This is a genomic window from Dyadobacter sp. BE31 (assembly GCF_031457695.1).
Classification (GTDB): domain Bacteria; phylum Bacteroidota; class Bacteroidia; order Cytophagales; family Spirosomataceae; genus Dyadobacter.
The window spans coordinates 40,349-58,640 of record NZ_JAVDXA010000009.1; the positions used below are offsets into that span (position 1 = coordinate 40,349).

Below are 18,292 nucleotides of genomic sequence, written 5' to 3' on the forward strand. Positions count from 1 at the left end.
TCACGCTGCACTGCCGTGATAAATCGCTTTTTACTACGAAATAGATGGAAATGAAATCCCTTTAATTTTACGGAATAGTTCTACTGCATAAAGATCTGTCATACCCGATACGAAATCGAGGACAGTCTGTATACGCGAGTAGGTGTCCGTTTTCGTGGTGATAAACTGCTTGGGTATGAGGTCTACTAGCTTCCGGGTATAATGTGAGTTATTGTTGAGATAAGCCGGTACAAATTCTTCGAGTAGTCCCCCCATTACCTTGTAACCGGCGACTTCGATCTGCACTACCGACGAGTAATTATAAATTTTCTGAATAGATATTCGCTCGATCTCCTTCATCGCCGAACGGTGCGGCTCGGGAATGCGGTCGATCAGGCTTGCATTGAAATCGCCGTTCAGGATCGTATCCTGCTCATTGATAAATAGTTCCGAGCAAGCGTTGATCAGCGTGCTGATCGATTTGGCGCGTAGGAGGCCTATCTTGGCATCATCATCGTCGATATCCGCCAGACGCGCCGGCATCCGGGAATCGTTACACAATGCGAGCAGCAGCGCCTCCACTTCCTGGTAGGACAGGATTTTGAGCCGGTGCGCATCTTCGAGGTCGATGATATTGTAACAAATATCGTCCGCAGCTTCCACCAGATAAACCAGCGGGTGCCTTTTGTAAACCACCGGCGAATCCGAAACCTGCAACAAGCCTAGTTCGGCGGCGATTTTCTGGAACCCAGCCTGCTCCGACTGAAAGAAACCGTATTTTTTGGTGTAAATATGGGCTTTCCTGTGGCCGGCGAGCGCTTCGCAGGGATATTTGGCAATGGCTGCCAGAGTAGAGTAGGTTAATGCGAAACTGCCATAACCCTTACCTGCATACGGGTGTGTGAGAATGCGGATCGCATTGGCGTTACCTTCGAAATGCGTCAGGTCGGCCCATTGTGCATCGCTCACTTCGTTTCGGTATTTCAAACCATCGCCATCCGTAAAATAATGCGAAATAGCAGCCTCGCCCGAATGTCCGAACGCGGGGTTGCCCAGGTCGTGCGCGAGGCAGGCGGCTGAAACGATATTACCGATCTCGCTGATCAGCGGCAGATCGTCGTCGACCTGATGGTTTTCAGTTTTCAGATGGTTGTAAAACATCCGCCCGAGCGACTTGCCTACACTCGCTACTTCAAGGCTGTGTGTGAGCCGGTTGTGGACGAAAATACTTCCGGGAAGGGGGAATACCTGCGTTTTGTTCTGCAACCGGCGGAAAGGCGAAGAAAAGATCAGCCGGTCGTAATCGCGCTGGAACTCCGAGCGGGCCTCGGTCGGATCGGAATTGTATTTGTCTTCGCTGCCCCAGCGTTTTGCCGACAGCAATTGTTCCCACTTCATCATATTGATCTCAAATAAACGGCAAAACTAATGGCTTTCGGCGAAAATGCGCAGGGAAAGACCGGTAATGCGGATTTCAGGTAGAAACCGCCGCTACGCGGGCTTTTAACAAAGTCATTAGTAGGGATTTATTTCAAACCGGAACAATATGAAAAAGTTAATAGGATGTTTGCTGCTGGGGGTTATCTCGAACCTTTTGAGCGGCACGCAGGCGTGGGCCCAGAAGAACGAAGAGCTGGCCCGAGAAATGCGTGACGCCGTAACCACATTCCTGAAAGTCCTCAATCCCGAGCAGCGCGAGGAAACAGAGCTTCCCTACGCCGATCTGGCCCGTTTCGACTGGAACTTTACCCCGCGAGCCCGCAAAGGCATTACCTTCAAAACCCTGACGCCTGCTCAGCGCAAAGTAGCGATGGCGATGGTACGTGTCGTACTCAGCCAGGAAGGTTACAGCAAAGCCGAGCAAATTATCGACCTGGAAAACGTATTACGGGTAGTGGAATCCCGTCCTGCCAACGACACTTACCGCGACCCTGAAAATTATGCATTCCTCGTGTTCGGCACACCAGGTAACGATCCATGGGGCTGGCGGATGGAGGGGCACCATTTGTCGCTGCATTTCTCGTCGATCGATAACCAGGTAACCTTCACGCCCAGCTTTTTCGGGAGTAATCCGGGCCAGGTAATGGCCGACGTGCCGCAAAAAGGCAAGCGGATACTGAAAGCCGAGCAAGATCTGGCATTCGACCTGCTTCATAGCCTCGATGCCTCCCAACTCGACAAAGCGAACCTCGGAGCGAAAGCACCCAACGAAATATTCACGTCTAACGCCAGAAAAGCCTCCCTCGCTAAAATGGAGGGCATAGCCATGGGAGAACTGAACGCAGCGCAAAAAGCGGCATTTAAAAAACTCATTATGGCCTACCTGCAACGCTACCACGTGACCCTCAAAAACCAGCAATGGGCCGAACTCGAAAAAAGCGGCCTCGACAAAATCCACTTCGCCTGGCTCGGCGACCAGCAGCCCGAAATCGGCACCGGCCATGGGCATTACTATCGCATTCATGGTCCTACATTCCTCATCGAATTCGACAACACGCAGAATGGCGGGAACCATATTCACTCGGTGGTAAGGGATTTGACCAGTGATTTTGGCGAAGATTTGTTGCAAGCGCATTATGAAGCGGGGCATAGGAAATGAGGTTTTAGAACCTGAAACTTTGTATATTCGGATAACAAACTTTTAAGAAAATGGCTACGACAGAATTGAAAGAACGGTTGATAGATAAGATCAGGAGTATTGATAATGAAGATATTCTAGCAGAGGCTTATAGGTTGCTTGGTGCGGAAAGCGATATTCAGGAGCCTTACATATTGAGCCGCGAGCAGCTGGATGCCATCGAAGAAGCGAGAGCCCAAATCAAAAACGGGAATTACCTTACCCATAATCAGGCCAACAAAGAAATAGACGAATGGCTAAACAAATAGTCTGGTCTGCCAGAGCACACACTGATCGAAAACATATATTGGAATATTGGGCTAACCGAAACAGATCCAAAACGTACAGCCGGAAGCTGAATCGGCTTTTCAACGAAGCTGTTCAGCTGGTTGCCATCCATCCCAAAATAGGCAAGAAGACGAGTAAAGAGCATACTCGCATCAAAATCGTTCGCGACTATTTCGTCATTTACGAGGAGACCGAATCGGAGATACATATTCTTACGATTTGGAATAGTCATCAGGATCCGGAAAATTTGGAGTGGGAATTTTAAATATTATGACTCCAACACCGCACCGCTACTTCATTATCAACAAGCCACAAAACATGGTTTCGCAATTCGTCAGCTCGCATGATGTGCGGTTGCTGGGTGCGTTGGATTTTGATTTTCCGGAAGGCACGCATGCAATTGGGAGGCTGGATAGCCTTTCGGAAGGCTTGCTGATTCTTACTACCAATAAAAAGGTAACCAATCTGCTTTTTCTGGGAGAAGTGCCGCACAAGCGCAAATATTGGGTAAATGTAGGCCATGTTGTGCCGCCCGAGACGGTGGAGCTGCTACGTACGGGTATTCCCATTCGTGTGAAAGGCGGCGGTTACTACATTACAGCGCCCTGCGAGGTCGAAATCATCGACCGGCCCGCGATTTTGAGCAAACATCAGAATGAAACCCAGCCCGATGTCCCGAATACCTGGCTGAGCATTACACTCACAGAAGGCAAATACCACCAGGTGCGGAAGATGGTGCGGGAGGCCAATCACCGTTGCCGACGCCTTATTCGGGCCAGTATCGAGGATTTGGAGCTGGGCGACCTGCCGCCCGGTGGAGTGAAGGAGATTGAGGAGGAAGAGTTTTTCAGATTGTTGAAAATAGAAAACTGGAAGTCAGCGATTTCGTCCGACGATTTTCTGTTGGAGCCGTCCATCGAAAATCCGGCATACTAAGGGCAGGTAGCATTAGTTTTAATCCACATTCACATTAAACTGATCGCGTCATGAACCTTATTGGAAACATTATCTGGCTTATTTTCGGCGGATTTGTCGTTTTTCTCGAATATATGGCCGCCGGGCTGGCGCTCTGCCTGACCATCATCGGTATCCCGTTCGGTATCCAATGTTTTAAAATAGGTATTATGACGCTCTTCCCATTCGGCCAGCATGTGCGGGAGGTACCGGGCGATTCGGGGTGTTTATCGACCATCTTCAACATCGTCTGGATTTTTCTCGGCGGGATCTGGATCGCGCTGACGCATTTGATTTTTGGTGTTTTGCTTGCGATCACGATCATCGGTTTGCCGTTTGCAAAACAGCATTTTAAGCTCATGAGCCTCTCTTTTGCACCATTTGGTAAGGAAATTTATTCATGAAAGCCATTATCATCACCGAGCCCGGCGCGCCGGATGTACTCCAAATTCGGGAACGCGAAAGGCCCTGCCCGGCTGCCTCCGAAGTGTTGATTAAGGTATATGCGGCGGGCGTGAACCGGCCCGATGTGTTCCAGAGAAAAGGCAACTATCCGCCCCCGCCCGACGCGCCGCAGGATATTCCGGGACTGGAAGTGGCCGGTGTGATTGAACAAATTGGTGCAGACGTAACAGCATGGAAGCCCGGCGATTGCGTGTGCGCGCTGCTCGCAGGCGGCGGTTATGCGGAATATGCGCTCGCGCAGGCAACACATTGTCTGCCCGTACCCGCGAGCTTAGATTTTGCTCAGGCAGCTTCGTTACCCGAAACGGTGTTTACCGTTTGGCATAATGTATTTCAAAGGGGCCGATTGCAGGCAGGAGAGCGTTTTCTGGTGCACGGAGGAAGCAGCGGCATCGGCATTACGGCTATTCAATTAGCCAAAGCATTCGGAGCGAAAGTGTTTACCACGGCAGGCTCGGATGAAAAATGCGCGGCCTGCACCGCATTAGGAGCGGATATCAGCATTAATTATAAAACCTCCGATTTCGAAGAAGTACTAAAAAAGCTGGGAGTAGACGTGATCCTCGATATGGTGGGAGGGGACTATATTCCTAAAAACCTGCGTTTACTGCGGGAGGAAGGTCGGTTGGTTTTTATCAATACCATGAAAGGCGGCAAAGTGAAGGGCGCCGATGAAGTGGATTTTAGCCTGATCATGCGGAAACGCCTGACAGTCACCGGCAGCACGCTGCGCAACCGCGATCATGCCTTCAAAGCTGCATTAACTTCCGATATTCGAAAAAATGTGTGGCCGGTTTTAGAGAAGGCTCTCTTCAAACCGGTGATCGCGCAGACATTTCCGATGGCCGAAGCAGCCAAAGCGCACACGTTAATGGAAACCAGTGACCATATCGGCAAGATTATTCTGCTGAATCAATGGACGTAAGCCGGTGATTGAGGATTTTTGAAATCTGGTCGGCTTGGGCGTAGACCATTAAGTGCCCGCCGCCTTCGATGATAATATCCGGTTTTACGATGATGATCGGAATGAGCTTGTCGGCCGTACCGTGAATGTGGAAAAGGTTTTCGACCCGCTCTTTGCGGTCCCAGCCGCCCATGCGGGTCAGCGCCCATTTCAGAAACCTGGTGTCGGTATCGTGCAGGATCTGTTTCAGCAGCTTCTTCAATTCCGGCGTATCCGCTCCGAAATAGTTATAAGTCACCCGGTTGGCCGATTTCAGCAAAGGCGCCGACAAGGGCGACATCAGCAAAAACTTGATCATCACCTGGTAAAACTTCGAGAGAGGAACGCCGGTTGACATACTCGAAATGAGCGTTACCTGCTGCGGACATGCGATATCCGCGATTTCAGAAGCGACAACACCGCCGAAAGAAAGCCCTACCAGTTGAAATGGCTGCGATGTGTCGATTTGTTTGCTCAAACGGGCGGCATAATGCTGCAACGACTCTTTTTTTAAAGGCCTCACCCATTTGATATACTTCACATTCAACCTCGGATCGAGTTTGAGTTTGGTAAATACGCGCTCGTCGGCGCCGAGGCCACTGATAAAATACACATTCATTTTCTTTGCTGAAACGTCTGTTGCAACGCTATCAGCGGCGCTTATCGCCCTTGTGCCGGAAAATGAAAGTAATGCCAATAGAAGACAGGAGTTACGTATATTCGAAAACATGATGGAGTGCTTTCACTTGAATATACGAACTCCTGCAAAAATAGTGCCGCTATTTTGCAAAATTGAAGCGCACGCCGCCCATCAGCCATCGACCAGGCATTACAGAGCCGAGGATATCGCTGTATTGTTTGTCAAAGGCATTGTCGGCCTGGACAAATATGCCCAGTTGGCGTTTCAGGAAAGCATATTCGGCTTTGGCGTTGAGTATAAAGTAATTTTTTGAAATAGCCGCTTCGATGGCCAGTGCTTCACGCTCCGCCCGTTTTTTGTACAAACCGTTGACACTGAGTGAAAACCCGCCGACCTGGTAAATGGCAGAGAAATTGGCGAGGAATTTGGCATGCGACGAAAGGTAAAATGACTGGATCTGGCTTTTGTTATCGCTATCAAGCCATGTGAGACCGGCGTTGACCAGCAATTTCTGGTTGTCGGAAATGGTGTTCGCCGACTGGATATCCAGCTCAAAACCAGTCGTGTTCACCTCGGCAATGTTCAACGCGAGGCCGAATGTACCCGTCGGCGAGAGATTATCTTTACGCGGCATTTGAGCGTATGGGGTGGTAACGTAGTCGATCAGGTCTTTTTGGCGGCGTTGGAAAAATGTGCCGGAAACTTTAAGCTGTGCGGCGGGACTACTGGTCAGAAACCAATCCGCACCCGCTTCGTAGCTGAATGATCGCTCCGCTTTCAGATCGGGGTTGCCGACGCTGCCGCCTGTGACGAGTTTCTTCGCGTAGTTGTTGAAACGCTCTGTGAAATCGGCGTCGCGGATCGTCTTGCCGGCGCTTGCACGCAGTTGCCAGCCCGCTTTTTTGTAGGATAAATTGATTTGGGGAGACACCTCGGTGCCGATGCTTTCGCGCCAGTCCATGCGCACGGAAGGCGTTACTGTAAAGTCCTCCCCGATATTTTGTACCACTGACACAAACGGCGCAAGCTGGTTGAGCGTATGGTTGCCGCGGTCGTTGGATCTGATATTACGCTGCTGAAAATTGACGCCCGCGATCAGGTTGGTGCTTGAAGTAAGGCCTTGCTGCAAAGTGGCGAGCCCCTGCCATAACTTCGATTTGCTGCTGTTGGCAATGGAGTGCGGGTTAAACAGATAAGTATCCTGCACGGATTTAAAGCCACCGTCGATCGAAAACGCCGTTTTGTTTTTCTGGTAACCTAATCTTACCTGATTCCACGACATTTTCACTTTCTCACTGGCCGTGTCGGATTTCAAAACGGTATAGAAATTCTGGGCCGCAAAATCACGGTGGTCGTAAGAACTGCGGACAGCCAGGTTCCAGTTTGGGGAAATGGCATAACTCAGCGATAGCGAAGCGGTATTGTTGTGGAAATAGCCTTTGATGCCGCGCTGCTGTACGCCGGAAGCATTATTGGACAGAAACCCGCCCGAGACTGCCAGCTTGTTGCGCTGCACAAATGCTCCCACATTGGCATTGAACAACCCATATTCACCGGCACTGACGCCGCCGTTTACCTGCGTTTTTTGCACGGCGTCGCTACCCGTCGTACCTTTCAAACGTGCCGCGAATGTTTTAGAAATGACGTGAATCACCCCGCCCACGGCATCGGAACCATACAATGCCGACGAAGCGCCTTTCAAAACCTCGATCCGCTCGATCTCGGCGGGCGAAATAGGGATGTAGCTGTTAAAATGCCCGGTATTGGGATCGTTGAGGCGAATGCCGTCGAGAATTACGAGCACCTGCTGGAATGTACCGCCGCGCAAAACAATGTCGCTTTGCGAACCTTGCGGTCCCCGCGCCTGTATTTCGACGCCCGGTACGTAACGCAGCAGGTCGTCGATGCTATGCACCGGCAACTGCTGGAAATACTCGCCTTTGATGACGGCAATGTTGCGGCCGGTTTGTGATGCACGCTTTTCGACGAGGGACGAAGTGACCGTTACCGGGTCGAGTGATATTTCCTGCGCCAGGGCCAGGTTTGCGATGAGGGATAGCAAGAGGGTGATTGCGTAATGTTGCTTCATAGGTTATTTGTAACGATTGGTGTTTTTTTGACGGCCGACGGCTGACGACCGACGGCTGACCGCCGACCGCCGATTGTCTGAGTCGACCATAGACCATGGACCATCGACCATGGACGATGTTTTGTGCTAGACCTTAGGCTGGCTCAATAATCTTAACTATGGTCCATGGTCAGCGATCTATTGTCTATTGTCTATTGTCTATGGTCTATGGTCGGCCGCAGGCCTCTGGTCGGCGGTCGGCCAGCGGCCAGCGGCCAAACCTCATTTTTCAACACAAAACTATTATCTTGCCGGCCCGTTTATATGCTCCGGTTTGAATCTAATGAGTAGTCCGGTTGAAATACCATTCAAAAATGTGATCCTGTTGGACCGTGCGTCCGGGACACCTGTTTATTTGCAAATTGCGCATCAGATGATCAACGCCATTCAACGTGGCGTGCTCGTTACGGGTGTGCAACTGCCTGGTACGCGCGCACTTGCGGAGATGCTCGAAGTGCACCGCAAAACCGTCGTGGCTGCTTACAACGAACTCGACGCCCAAGGCTGGATCGAAATGCTGCCGAACCGCGGGACGTTCGTGACGCGGAAGAGCCCGGTGGTGAGGGGCAGTGCATTGTCGGCGAATGTGAGTGATTTGAAGCAGTACCCGCAGCAAACCGGCTTTGCGTTCGAGGAAAGCATGCTGCTCGATCGTCCGCTGTCGCTCTCTCGCGCGGACCTGGAATTCACCGACGGTCTCCCGGACGTGCGCCTCGCCCCTATGGACAAGCTCGCGAAGGCCTATTCCAGTGTTTTGAGAAGGAATAACAACCGGAAATACCTTACCTATTCGCACGTGGAGGGGAATATCTGGTTCCGTGAGCGGCTCGCGACTTACCTGAACAATACCCGCGGTCTGCATATCGGTGCCGAGAATATCATCACGACCCGCGGCATTCAGATGGGCATTTATCTCGCCTCGACGTTACTGTTGAAAAAGGGGGATAATGTGGTGGTTGGTGACCTGAGCTATTATGTTGCCAATATGATTTTCCAACAGGCCGGTGCGAATATCCTTTCGGTACCCGTGGATGATCAGGGCATTTCTGTGGAAGCGGTGCGGCAGCTTTGCGAGCGCACACCGATCCGTATGCTGTATATCACGCCTCATCACCATTACCCGACGACAGTAACCCTGAGCGCCGAGCGGCGCGTGGAGTTGCTCAATCTGTCGGTACAATATGGGTTCATCATCCTGGAAGATGACCACGACTATGATTTCCATTATAACAGCAGCCCGGTATTGCCGCTGGCGAGTGCGGATGGGGCGGGAATGGTCGTGTATGTGGGCTCGTTTTGCAAGGCGCTGGCGCCGGGATTGCGTTCGGGATACGTGGTTGCGCCGCAAAATTTGATCCGTGAACTGGGTAAGATGCGGCGGATTATCGATCGGCAGGGCGATCTGATGATGGAACAGGCGTTGGCCGAACTGCTCGATGAGGGCGAAATCCAGCGACATATTAAGAAAGCGCAGAAGGTTTACCATCAGCGCCGGGATTTGTTTACCGAATTGTTGGAAAGTGATTTCAAACCCTATCTGACATTCAAAGCCCCGCCGGGTGGCCTGGCGATCTGGACGGAATGGCGGCGCGACATTAACCTCATGCGCGTGAGCAAGGAATGCCTGCGTGAAAACCTGCATTTGCCGCAAACATTGCTGTTCCAGACCGGGCGCCTCAGCGCCATGCGGCTCGGGTTCGGCAGCCTGGATGAAAAGGAGTTGCGCGAAGCTACTTCCATTCTAAAAGCGGCGCTGGCAAAGACCAGCTAGCATTATTCGCGGTTGGAATGCTGATTTATTCAATTAATTTGGGATAAATTCCTATTTCGTGCATTTCAACCTGACTTCCGCATGAACAAACGTACTTTCATTAAACTTTCATCCGCATTAATGACGGCTCCTTTACTTTCCCCGCTGAGCGGCTGGGGCAATAGCGACAAGCTCCGCAACTGGGCAGGCAACCTGGAATACAGCACTGAAAAACTCGATTTGGGTAAAAACTTGCAACAGGTACAAACGCTTGTCAAGAAATACCCCAAGCTAAAAGTGCTCGGCACACGGCATTGTTTCAACGACATTGCGGATACGAAAGACCAGTTCATTACGGTCGTTGGTGCGGAAGAAGTCATTGATCTGGATACCAAAAACAAAACCGTCACCGTCAATGGCGGGTTGAAATATGGTCAACTGGCACCCTACCTGCACGACAAGGGCTTTGCATTGCATAACCTGGCCTCGCTGCCACACATTTCTGTCGCGGGCGCGTGTGCAACCGCCACGCACGGGTCGGGTGAGAAGAATGGAAACCTTGCCACTGCGGTTTCGGCCATGGAAATTGTGACCGCGGATGGGGAGATGGTGAAGTTGAGCAGGGAGAAAGACGGGGAGAAATTCAATGCGGCGGTGGTGCATCTCGGTGCGCTTGGTGTGGTAACGAAGGTGACGTTGGATGTGCAGCCGACGTTTATGATGGCTCAGGTCGTGTATGAAAATTTGCCTCTAAGCCAGCTGAAAGAGCACTTCGACGAAATAGAGTCGAGAGGAGATAGCGTGAGCCTTTTTACAAACTGGGCTACGGAGGACATAACGGAGGTGTGGATAAAATATAAGACGAATAGTGACAAGCCTTTGAAAGCACGCCCGGACAAGGAGCTTTTTGGAGGAAAACTGGCTACGAGAAACCTGCACCCGATCCCCGAACTTTCAGCAGAAAACTGTACCGAGCAAATGGGCGTGCCGGGCCCCTGGTATGAGCGCATGCCGCATTTCAAAATGGGTTTTACGCCCAGCAGCGGCAAGGAGTTGCAAACGGAATACTTTGTGCCACGTAAGAATGCCGTAGATGCGATCCTGGCCATTTCCAAAATGGGCAGCCAAATAAGTCCTCATTTGTTTACATCCGAGGTGAGAACAATCGCGGCAGATAATCTATGGCTGAGTCCGTGCTACAAACAGGATTCGGTGGCGATCCACTTTACCTGGAAACAGGATTGGCCGGCTGTGAGTAAGTTGCTGCCGGTTATCGAAAAGGAACTGGCGCCGTTCAATCCGCGGCCGCATTGGGGGAAATTGTTTACCGTTTCGCCCGGTTTGCTGGAAAAGCGGTATGAGAAACTTCCGGAATTCAGGGAGCTCGCTGCGCAAATGGATCCGAAAGGGAAGTTCCGCAATGCGTTTTTGAATCTGAATGTTTTTAAAGCATGAATGGCGCGAAGCTTCTGCTTCGTGCCTACTATTCGCAGGCCTCCGGCGGCCAGGTGAGCGACTTCGCGCAAATCGCTTCTTCGACCGGCCGGAGGCCTGCGAATAATGTGGATGAAGCAGGAGCTTCATCCCATCCAGACGGAATTAAATAGCCACTCCGAGCGTTTACTTTAACGTGACTCATCTTCCATAAGTAAACAAATACTTCTGATGGCTACCAAAACGAAGGCACTACCACCCGCTGGCGTGGACCTCACCGCCGACAAGATTACCGAGTTATACATGCATTACTGCCTGGAAAATCACAAGAAGCCGGAATCGGTGTACCTGTTTTCCAAAGGGCACGGTTTCGCGGAAAAGGATTTTTACAAGTTCTTTACTTCCATCGAATCGCTTGAAAGGCGTGTTTTTGTGAGTTTTCATAATCTGGCTGTAAACCTGATCAACCAAAGCGGGGAGATCGATGGCGTCGGTTTTCGGGACAAATTATTGGCTTACTACTTTACATTGATCGAAATCCTGACTGCGAATCGCAGCTATGTGGTTTTTGCATTAAAGGAGGAAAAGAATAAACTGAACGGTATTCTGAAGCTGAAAGAGTTCCGTAGCAGTTTTAAGGATTATATCCACGAAATCAGCGACGGTTACCTGAAAGCAAAGAGTGAACGCATTCGCAAGGCGCAGCAAGACGCACTGGAAGAAGGCGCGTGGATTCAGCTGCTGCTCACATTGAAATTCTGGATCGACGATGAATCCGTAGGTTTTGAGAAAACGGATTTGTTCATCGAAAAATCGATCCGTGCTACATTTGACCTGATCGATACGACGCCTCTCGAGAGCGTGATCGATTTCGGGAAGTTTTTGATTAAAGAAAAATTGAAGTAGGAATGGAGACGATTGACAGCATACCTACTTCCAAAATACGGCGTGCCACCCGGCTTATCTCGACAGGGGTCAAGATTGGGGGGAATTATCTGAAGTACTACGGCGAGAAGATTACCAGCCCCGAAACGGCGCGGGATAACCTCAACAGCAACAATGCGGAGGACATTTATGATAGCCTCAAAAGTCTGAAAGGCAGTGCGCTGAAGCTGGCTCAGATGCTGAGCATGGAGAAGAATTTCCTGCCGCAGGCTTATGTGGAGAAGTTTTCGCTTTCTCAATTTTCGGTACCGCCGCTTTCGGCGCCATTAGTGGTGAAGACGTTCCGGAAGTATTTCGGAAAGTCGCCGCTTGAACTGTTCGACACATTCAATCCCAATGCGATCAATGCAGCAAGTATTGGTCAGGTACACAAGGCTGTGCATGAAGGGAAAGAGCTGGCGGTGAAAATCCAGTATCCAGGTGTGGCGGAGAGCATTTCGTCGGATCTGGCGCTCGTGAAGCCGATCGCGATGAAGATGTTCAACATCCAGGCGAAGGATTCCGACAAGTACTTCAAAGAGGTTGAAACGAAGCTGACGGAAGAGACGAACTACATTCTTGAAATAGCCAATAGTACCGAAATCGCCGAGGCTTGCGAGCATATTCCGAACCTGCGTTTTCCGAAATATTACCCGGAGTTTTCGAGCGAACGCGTGATTACGATGGATTGGATGAGCGGCCAGCATTGGTCGGAGTTCTGCAAGTCGAATCCCGATCAGGACACGGCCAATAAGATTGGACAGGCATTGTGGGACTTTTACATGTTCCAGGTGCATCAGCTCCGCAAAGTTCATGCGGACCCGCATCCGGGCAATTTCCTGATCGATGAAAACGACAACCTGATTGCCATCGATTTCGGTTGTATCAAAGAAATTCCCGAGGATTTCTACATTCCGTATTTCGAACTCGCCGAGCCTGAAAACCTGAACAATCCAGCGATTTTCCATGCCAAGCTGGTTGAACTGGAAATTCTCACAGAGAAGGATACCCAGGCGGAAACCATCTACTTTTCGAACCTTTTCAGAGAAATACTCGCCTTACTCACGCAACCGTTTCAGGCCGAGACGTTCGACTTTTCGGATGAAGCGTTTTTCCTGAAACTCGCGGCGCTAGGCGAAAAATATGCCAATGACAAAGAGCTGCGCAAAATGAACATGAACCGCGGCTCCAAACATTTTATTTACATCAACCGCACATTCTTCGGGCTGTTCAGCCTGCTGCATGACCTTAAAGCGGTGGTGGATACCAAGCAATTTGTAAGCTGACACCAATCATAACCAGTCGTGAAACTTTCATGGCTGGTTTTTTTCTTCTGGCTCGCCGGGCGCAGGGTCGCCTGCCGCCGGATCGCCTGCCGCCGGATCGCCGGGCGCCACTTTTTTCAGATTCACGAAACGGAACAAATTATTGTTGGCCTGCTCGGGCGTTTGGTCGCCGAGCAGGATGCCCCATGGTTCGAGTCCCGGTACCCGGTCGAAAATCACTTTCATCATAGCAATCACCGGGATTGAAAGAAACATCCCCGACAATCCCGCCAGCGCGCCGCCCACGAGTACGCCCACGATGGACACCAGCGCATTGATCCGCACTTTGGAGCCGACGATGAACGGCACCAGGAAATTGTTATCAATCACCTGCACGGCGATAAATACCCCCACAACCCCCAGCAGCACATCGATTTCGGGATGGCTGATGAACGTCACCATTACCGCCAGTGCCGTCGCGACGAGGCCACCGATATAGGGGACCAAATTGAGGATGGCAGCCATTACGCCTAGTAAAATCGCATACTGCACATTCAGGATCAGCAATCCTGCCGAGTTGAGGACTGCCACTGCGGTTGTTTCCAGCAAAAGCCCTACCATGTAACTCTGAATGATGGATTTGATCTGTCCCAATATTTCCAGTACACGCTGCTTTTGTTCTTCCGCGAACAGCACGACCGTGAAATGGATCAGCATCGCCCGATAATAGAGCAGCAGGAATGTATAAATAGGGATGAGGATCAGCGTGCCGAGCGGACCTGTTACTACCCCAAGCGTTTCGGGGCCCTGGAATGTCTCGAGGGTTTTGCTTTGGGCATTTTTCAGATACTCGGCTTGCTGGCGGTAGCTCACGCTGTACTCGCGGCGGATCCAGCGCCTTGCATCGCGGTAAAAGAGGTCGATGTTCCTCTTGAGCTTTGGCCATTCGTCGGAGAAATCGGCGAGCTGCATGGAAATGAGTACCGTAACCGCCGAGACGATCAAAACCGCGATCAACAATGCCAGTGTGATCGAAAGCAGTTTAGGAATTCCGATGCGGATAAACAGGCCTTCGAGGGGGCGGAGCAGCACGGCCAGCAACCCGGCCAAGGCCAGCGGTACAACAATATCCTGCCCAAGATAAATCGCGAGCATAATGATCCCGATCGCCAGGAGGGTTAGGGACAGTTTCTGATAGAAGGGTTGCGGAGCGGTGGAGTTCACGTTGTGTTTGGAAATTTATAACTCTGGTTATGAATCTATTATCTACATTTGAGTTTTGCACACACTCATCAACATGGTCATTATTAGTTTTCGTACTATACGAGAATATAGCCTGCTATATCCCGAAGCTGAAAAAGCGCTTCTGTCCTGGTTTGAAAATGCCAGTGAAGCAGATTGGGCGAGCTTCCATGATGTCAAGAAAACATTCAATTCTGTCGACGCGGTTGGAATGACCGATATGTTTTTAATGTTAAAGGAAACAAATACAGACTTGTGGCGCTTATCCTGTTTCCTATAAGGACAATGTACATCTTGTTTCTGGGTACCCACGATGCTTATGACAAAATTGATGCATCAAAAATCAAATTTAAAAGGTGATGAAAGAGATCGTCGAAAAAAATCTGACCGAGGAGCAGTATGAGAGGTTGATGAATGAGATTTTAGCTTTGATGGACAAGGGCGAAAAGAACTTGTCCGAATCCGAGTTGGATTCGATACGAGCAATGGCCTTGCTTGCGCAGGCATACGAGCGCGAGCATCACTATCCGCCGCACCTACGCTAGCGAGTGCAACTAAACTAATCTTGCTGTATTTTTTTTCCCAAACAAACACTCCGCGATTCTTCCGGAAATTCTCCGAAATGTGGAATGTCGGTATAACCCAGCTTCCGGTATAATGCAATGGCGTCAGGTTGGCCCTTGCCGGTTTCGAGGATCATCGTTCCGTAACCCAGTTCTTTTCCCCACTTTTCAAGTTCGTCGACCATCATTGAAGCGATGCCTTTGCCGCGGAATCCGGGTGTCACAAACATTCGTTTCAGTTCGAGGCGGTGCGCGTCAAATTGCTTGAAACAGCCACAGGCAATGGCTATGTCATTTTCATAGGCCAGTACAACCGTCGGCAGACCGGTAATGCGGTTATATTCCTCGTAATCTTCCTTGTTGGTGTTGTAAATGCGGCAAAGTTCATCGTCGAGTTCGCTGGTGAGGTTCTGAAAATCGGGATTGTCGCTGGTGGTGCGGATAAATTCGGGCATTGGTTGGTACATTTAACAAACTGTTGTGCGAAGATAGGCATTTGCTTTGTTCGACTTTTATTTGACGATCTTCGGTAAACGCCTTGTAGTTTTGCGTCGCGGCCTTCCTTACGGCTGCGTTAATCTTCGAAAAGAATATGCGACATATAATTCCCTTTCTCCTGCTGCTGCTTTCGGCGCCGGCTTCGTTGGCCCAAAAGGGTTTTCAAGTTGTCCCGCTAGGTGTGAAAGGCGGAACAATGGATGGAAACCTCTCCGCGTATATGCTTGCGCCTGCGGGGTCGGACGCGTATGTGTGCCTGGATGCCGGTACGGTCAGCAACGGGATCGTCAAGGCGGTTGCGAAAGGGGCATTTAATGGGAATGCCGAAACGGTTTTGAAGAAGAACATCAAAGGTTACCTCATCTCACACCCGCACCTCGACCATATTTCGGGGATGATTATCAATTCGGTGGACGACACCGTGAAGCACGTTTACGCGATGGCGCATTGCATTGATGTCATGAAAGCCCATTACTTCAACTGGCAAAGCTGGCCCAACCTTGCGAATGACGGTAATGCACCTGCATTGAACAAATACCGTTACCAGCAGTTGACGGAAGCTGTCGAAATGCCGGTTAAAGATTCAGAGATGTGGGTGCAGGCATTTCCGCTGAGCCATTCGAAGCCTTATTCGAGCACGGCGTTCCTCGTGAGGCGCGGTGATGAATATGCGCTCTATTTTGGCGATACCGGCCCGGACGATGTGGAGCAGACCAACCATATGAAACGGGTTTGGACTACCGTCGCGCCGCTGTTGAAATCGGGAAAATTGAAAGGCGTTTTTCTCGAAGTCTCCTATCCGAACGCGCAGCCCGATCGGCATTTGTACGGCCACCTGACGCCGAAATGGTTTATGAAAGAGTTTGAGGTGCTGGGAGGACTTGCCGGAAAGGAGCATTTACGGAACCTGAATGTGGTCGTTACGCACATCAAGCCCGCAGGAAATAATGAAGAAACGATCCGAAAAGAGCTGGGTGCGGCCAACAGTCTGGGACTGCGGCTGATCTTCCCTGAGCAAGGCGTAAAGTTCGAGCTGAAATAGCATGCAAAAGGTGGGAACCAGTCCCGCCTTTTGCTATTTGAATAAACTAACCTGCCCACTCGCGACTCTCGGGTCATAAGGGACTTGCAGTTCCATTCCCAGCTCTTTGTTCAGTTTTTGGATCAAATAGGAGGATAGCAGGGGTGACGCTTCCTCATGGTTCTGGTGCACAAAAAAGTAGATATTCTGAATACCTTCTTCCGTCCAGAGTCTCAGCCTTTCAAACCAGTCGTCGAGGCGGGTGTAGTCCGAATCCACATTGGCGCCATTGTAGCGGATGAATGCGGTCGGGGTGGTGAGCCGCATGTGCAGCAGGTCACGACGGCCGGCCGAATCGGTTACGATATGCGTAATGTTTTTCTTTTCGAGGAGGCTGTACAGGTCTTCGCTGTTAAAAGAGCCATCGTACCAGCCTGTGTGGCGCAATTCCAGTGCGAGCGGAAAGCCGGAAGGCCATTCTTCCAGGTATGCTTTCAATATTTCCCAATTTTTAGGGCCGAAATTGTCGGGCATTTGCAGGAAAAGCATGCCGAGTTTATCCTGCAAATGGGCAATGCCGTCGAGGTAAATGTCGGTCGGCTCTTTGGCATCTTTCAGCCTTTTCCAATGGCTGATGCCCTGGTGCAATTTAGGAAAGAACTTGAAGCCTGCCGGTGTTTTGGCGTACCACGATTCGATGGTTTCGACGGGGAAGTTATTGTAAAAGGTCGCATTCAGCTCGATGCTGTTGAACTGCGTCGCGTAGTAGGCCAATTCGTCCTTGGTGCCTTTGGGGTAGAAACCTTTAAGATCGGTTTTGTTCCATTTGGCGCACCCGATATAGATCCCGGGCTTTCCGCCCTTTGCTGCATTGAGCAGCGCTTTGTTGGCGGGATTGTCGGGTGGTAATGTAAAATCTATGCTGTCGGCGTCGTCAACTTTTCCAAATTTCATGACTGGTCAGGTTAGGATGAGTAAGAACCGATCTGGCAGGCCATTTCGACCTGCCAGATATTGATAATGGCGATATTATCTTCCGAAATCGTCCTGTACGCGAACGATATCGTCTTCGTCCGAAGGATTGGAAGGGTCGGTATGCTGCCAGATTTCGGCTACAAAACCCCATTCGTTCACACCCACAAGGCGGTGACGCTCTCCTTTTTTGAGGTTGATAACCGTGCCGATCGGCAGTTGCTGCAATTCGGTCTCTTCGTCTGTATCGCTGATCACGATGCCGGCACTTCCGCCGATTACTTTCCAGATTTCGGCGCGGCGGTGGTGGTATTGCCATGAAAGGCGTTTGTTAGGTGCCACCACGAGAATTTTAGGGCTCAATTTCTCATAACCGGCAAAGTCGGCGAGCGACAAATGCGGGAAAAATGTAGAGATGAATTTGGGTGCCTGGCTTTCATCGAGTACGAAGAAACCTCCCCATGGGCGGGAGTGGTCTTTGGCTACAACGGTGAATCCCTGCTCATCTATAAACTGCTGTACTTTTTCAAAAACTTCATTTTTATCGGCATCAGCCGCAAAAGATTGTATCATAACCGTGAGTAATTAGTGATTCAGGTGAATTTCAAA

20 protein-coding genes and 1 pseudogene are annotated in these 18,292 nt (G+C 50.5%); 14 read left to right on the plus strand and 7 right to left on the minus strand.

Going from position 1 to position 18,292, the window contains the following annotated elements:
- Window positions 1-33: 33 nt before the first annotated feature.
- The gene (locus tag J2Y43_RS32075; RefSeq protein WP_309993152.1) at window positions 34-1,380 is read right to left on the minus strand and encodes a deoxyguanosinetriphosphate triphosphohydrolase; all 1,347 of its coding nucleotides are present in this window, start codon (window positions 1,378-1,380) and stop codon (window positions 34-36) included.
- A 145-nt stretch (window positions 1,381-1,525) separates the two neighbouring features.
- Here J2Y43_RS32075 and J2Y43_RS32080 point away from each other — a divergent pair, with 145 nt between their 5' ends.
- Genes J2Y43_RS32080 through J2Y43_RS32105 form a run of 6 tightly spaced genes read left to right on the plus strand, consistent with a single transcriptional unit; the run spans window position 1,526 to window position 5,228 of the window.
- Complete coding sequence (locus J2Y43_RS32080; RefSeq protein ID WP_309993149.1) at window positions 1,526-2,578, plus strand: DUF3500 domain-containing protein; 1,053 nt, start codon at window positions 1,526-1,528, stop codon at window positions 2,576-2,578.
- Between the two features lie 50 nt (window positions 2,579-2,628).
- The gene (locus tag J2Y43_RS32085; RefSeq protein WP_309993147.1) at window positions 2,629-2,865 is read left to right on the plus strand and encodes a hypothetical protein; all 237 of its coding nucleotides are present in this window, start codon (window positions 2,629-2,631) and stop codon (window positions 2,863-2,865) included.
- Window positions 2,850-3,149, plus strand: coding sequence for a type II toxin-antitoxin system RelE/ParE family toxin (locus J2Y43_RS32090; RefSeq protein WP_309993144.1), 300 nt, complete (start codon window positions 2,850-2,852; stop codon window positions 3,147-3,149). Before J2Y43_RS32085 ends, J2Y43_RS32090 begins: the two co-directional genes overlap by 16 nt.
- Window positions 3,150-3,154: 5 nt before the next feature.
- Window positions 3,155-3,820 (plus strand): pseudouridine synthase, encoded by a 666-nt coding sequence (locus J2Y43_RS32095; protein ID WP_309993142.1) that lies wholly within the window; start codon window positions 3,155-3,157, stop codon window positions 3,818-3,820.
- A 50-nt stretch (window positions 3,821-3,870) separates the two neighbouring features.
- Entirely contained in the window at window positions 3,871-4,242 is a 372-nt protein-coding gene (locus J2Y43_RS32100) for a YccF domain-containing protein (RefSeq protein ID WP_309993140.1), read from the plus strand.
- Complete coding sequence (locus J2Y43_RS32105) at window positions 4,239-5,228, plus strand: NAD(P)H-quinone oxidoreductase (protein ID WP_309993137.1); 990 nt, start codon at window positions 4,239-4,241, stop codon at window positions 5,226-5,228. The genes J2Y43_RS32100 and J2Y43_RS32105 overlap by 4 nt, the downstream gene beginning before the upstream one ends.
- Here the strand turns inward: J2Y43_RS32105 and J2Y43_RS32110 are convergent.
- Together J2Y43_RS32110 and J2Y43_RS32115 are read right to left on the minus strand one after the other, a co-directional pair.
- Entirely contained in the window at window positions 5,203-5,976 is a 774-nt protein-coding gene (locus J2Y43_RS32110; protein WP_309993135.1) for an alpha/beta hydrolase, read from the minus strand. The genes J2Y43_RS32105 and J2Y43_RS32110 overlap by 26 nt on opposite strands.
- Before the next feature lie 49 nt (window positions 5,977-6,025).
- On the minus strand, window positions 6,026-7,975 hold the full coding sequence (locus tag J2Y43_RS32115) for a TonB-dependent receptor (RefSeq protein ID WP_309993131.1): 1,950 nt from the start codon (window positions 7,973-7,975) through the stop codon (window positions 6,026-6,028).
- A 322-nt stretch (window positions 7,976-8,297) separates the two neighbouring features.
- Here J2Y43_RS32115 and J2Y43_RS32120 point away from each other — a divergent pair, with 322 nt between their 5' ends.
- The 5 genes from J2Y43_RS32120 (at window position 8,298) to J2Y43_RS32140 (ending at window position 13,408) form a co-directional block, all read left to right on the plus strand.
- On the plus strand, window positions 8,298-9,785 hold the full coding sequence (locus J2Y43_RS32120) for a PLP-dependent aminotransferase family protein (protein WP_309993127.1): 1,488 nt from the start codon (window positions 8,298-8,300) through the stop codon (window positions 9,783-9,785).
- Window positions 9,786-9,866: 81 nt separating this feature from the next.
- Window positions 9,867-11,219, plus strand: coding sequence for a D-arabinono-1,4-lactone oxidase (locus tag J2Y43_RS32125; RefSeq protein ID WP_309993124.1), 1,353 nt, complete (start codon window positions 9,867-9,869; stop codon window positions 11,217-11,219).
- The gene (locus tag J2Y43_RS32130) at window positions 11,216-11,371 is read left to right on the plus strand and encodes a hypothetical protein (RefSeq protein WP_309993121.1); all 156 of its coding nucleotides are present in this window, start codon (window positions 11,216-11,218) and stop codon (window positions 11,369-11,371) included. Before J2Y43_RS32125 ends, J2Y43_RS32130 begins: the two co-directional genes overlap by 4 nt.
- A 58-nt stretch (window positions 11,372-11,429) precedes the next feature.
- Entirely contained in the window at window positions 11,430-12,104 is a 675-nt protein-coding gene (locus tag J2Y43_RS32135; RefSeq protein ID WP_309993119.1) for a TetR family transcriptional regulator C-terminal domain-containing protein, read from the plus strand.
- Window positions 12,105-12,106: 2 nt separating this feature from the next.
- Window positions 12,107-13,408 carry an AarF/ABC1/UbiB kinase family protein gene (locus tag J2Y43_RS32140; RefSeq protein WP_309993117.1) on the plus strand — a complete coding sequence of 434 codons (1,302 nt, stop codon included), beginning with the start codon at window positions 12,107-12,109 and terminating at the stop codon, window positions 13,406-13,408.
- 27 nt (window positions 13,409-13,435) lie between these two features.
- Here the strand turns inward: J2Y43_RS32140 and J2Y43_RS32145 are convergent, their stop codons facing one another.
- Window positions 13,436-14,611, minus strand: coding sequence for an AI-2E family transporter (locus J2Y43_RS32145; RefSeq protein WP_309993114.1), 1,176 nt, complete (start codon window positions 14,609-14,611; stop codon window positions 13,436-13,438).
- Window positions 14,612-14,684: 73 nt separating this feature from the next.
- Here J2Y43_RS32145 and J2Y43_RS32150 point away from each other — a divergent pair.
- Together J2Y43_RS32150 and J2Y43_RS32155 are read left to right on the plus strand one after the other, a co-directional pair.
- Window positions 14,685-14,989, plus strand: a pseudogene (locus tag J2Y43_RS32150) (type II toxin-antitoxin system HigB family toxin).
- Window positions 14,989-15,174, plus strand: coding sequence for a hypothetical protein (locus J2Y43_RS32155; RefSeq protein WP_309993108.1), 186 nt, complete (start codon window positions 14,989-14,991; stop codon window positions 15,172-15,174). The pseudogene J2Y43_RS32150 and the gene J2Y43_RS32155 overlap by 1 nt, the downstream one beginning before the upstream one ends.
- A 14-nt stretch (window positions 15,175-15,188) precedes the next feature.
- Here J2Y43_RS32155 and J2Y43_RS32160 read toward each other — a convergent pair whose 3' ends face one another.
- On the minus strand, window positions 15,189-15,647 hold the full coding sequence (locus J2Y43_RS32160; RefSeq protein ID WP_309993105.1) for a GNAT family N-acetyltransferase: 459 nt from the start codon (window positions 15,645-15,647) through the stop codon (window positions 15,189-15,191).
- Between the two features lie 137 nt (window positions 15,648-15,784).
- On the opposite strand from J2Y43_RS32160, the gene J2Y43_RS32165 reads away from it, so the two are divergent.
- A complete protein-coding gene (locus J2Y43_RS32165; RefSeq protein ID WP_309993103.1) occupies window positions 15,785-16,732 on the plus strand; it encodes a 3',5'-cyclic-nucleotide phosphodiesterase in 948 nt (315 codons plus the stop codon).
- A gap of 33 nt (window positions 16,733-16,765) precedes the next feature.
- On the opposite strand, the gene J2Y43_RS32170 is transcribed toward J2Y43_RS32165, so the two are convergent.
- Both J2Y43_RS32170 and J2Y43_RS32175 read right to left on the minus strand, forming a co-directional pair.
- Window positions 16,766-17,665, minus strand: coding sequence for a DUF72 domain-containing protein (locus tag J2Y43_RS32170; RefSeq protein ID WP_309993101.1), 900 nt, complete (start codon window positions 17,663-17,665; stop codon window positions 16,766-16,768).
- 75 nt (window positions 17,666-17,740) lie between these two features.
- Window positions 17,741-18,256, minus strand: a complete 516-nt coding sequence (locus J2Y43_RS32175) for a phosphoheptose isomerase (protein ID WP_309993099.1) — start codon at window positions 18,254-18,256, stop codon at window positions 17,741-17,743.
- Between the last annotated feature and the right edge of the window lie 36 nt (window positions 18,257-18,292).

Coding starts and splice junctions, on each gene's coding strand:
- J2Y43_RS32075 (WP_309993152.1), bottom strand. CDS start 1,380: ATGATGAAGTGGGAACAATTGCTGTCGGCAAAACGCTGGGGCAGCGAA.
- J2Y43_RS32080 (WP_309993149.1), top strand. CDS start 1,526: ATGAAAAAGTTAATAGGATGTTTGCTGCTGGGGGTTATCTCGAACCTT.
- J2Y43_RS32085 (WP_309993147.1), top strand. CDS start 2,629: ATGGCTACGACAGAATTGAAAGAACGGTTGATAGATAAGATCAGGAGT.
- J2Y43_RS32090 (WP_309993144.1), top strand. CDS start 2,850: ATGGCTAAACAAATAGTCTGGTCTGCCAGAGCACACACTGATCGAAAA.
- J2Y43_RS32095 (WP_309993142.1), top strand. CDS start 3,155: ATGACTCCAACACCGCACCGCTACTTCATTATCAACAAGCCACAAAAC.
- J2Y43_RS32100 (WP_309993140.1), top strand. CDS start 3,871: ATGAACCTTATTGGAAACATTATCTGGCTTATTTTCGGCGGATTTGTC.
- J2Y43_RS32105 (WP_309993137.1), top strand. CDS start 4,239: ATGAAAGCCATTATCATCACCGAGCCCGGCGCGCCGGATGTACTCCAA.
- J2Y43_RS32110 (WP_309993135.1), bottom strand. CDS start 5,976: ATGTTTTCGAATATACGTAACTCCTGTCTTCTATTGGCATTACTTTCA.
- J2Y43_RS32115 (WP_309993131.1), bottom strand. CDS start 7,975: ATGAAGCAACATTACGCAATCACCCTCTTGCTATCCCTCATCGCAAAC.
- J2Y43_RS32120 (WP_309993127.1), top strand. CDS start 8,298: ATGAGTAGTCCGGTTGAAATACCATTCAAAAATGTGATCCTGTTGGAC.
- J2Y43_RS32125 (WP_309993124.1), top strand. CDS start 9,867: ATGAACAAACGTACTTTCATTAAACTTTCATCCGCATTAATGACGGCT.
- J2Y43_RS32130 (WP_309993121.1), top strand. CDS start 11,216: ATGAATGGCGCGAAGCTTCTGCTTCGTGCCTACTATTCGCAGGCCTCC.
- J2Y43_RS32135 (WP_309993119.1), top strand. CDS start 11,430: ATGGCTACCAAAACGAAGGCACTACCACCCGCTGGCGTGGACCTCACC.
- J2Y43_RS32140 (WP_309993117.1), top strand. CDS start 12,107: ATGGAGACGATTGACAGCATACCTACTTCCAAAATACGGCGTGCCACC.
- J2Y43_RS32155 (WP_309993108.1), top strand. CDS start 14,989: ATGAAAGAGATCGTCGAAAAAAATCTGACCGAGGAGCAGTATGAGAGG.
- J2Y43_RS32160 (WP_309993105.1), bottom strand. CDS start 15,647: ATGCCCGAATTTATCCGCACCACCAGCGACAATCCCGATTTTCAGAAC.
- J2Y43_RS32165 (WP_309993103.1), top strand. CDS start 15,785: ATGCGACATATAATTCCCTTTCTCCTGCTGCTGCTTTCGGCGCCGGCT.
- J2Y43_RS32170 (WP_309993101.1), bottom strand. CDS start 17,665: ATGAAATTTGGAAAAGTTGACGACGCCGACAGCATAGATTTTACATTA.
- J2Y43_RS32175 (WP_309993099.1), bottom strand. CDS start 18,256: ATGATACAATCTTTTGCGGCTGATGCCGATAAAAATGAAGTTTTTGAA.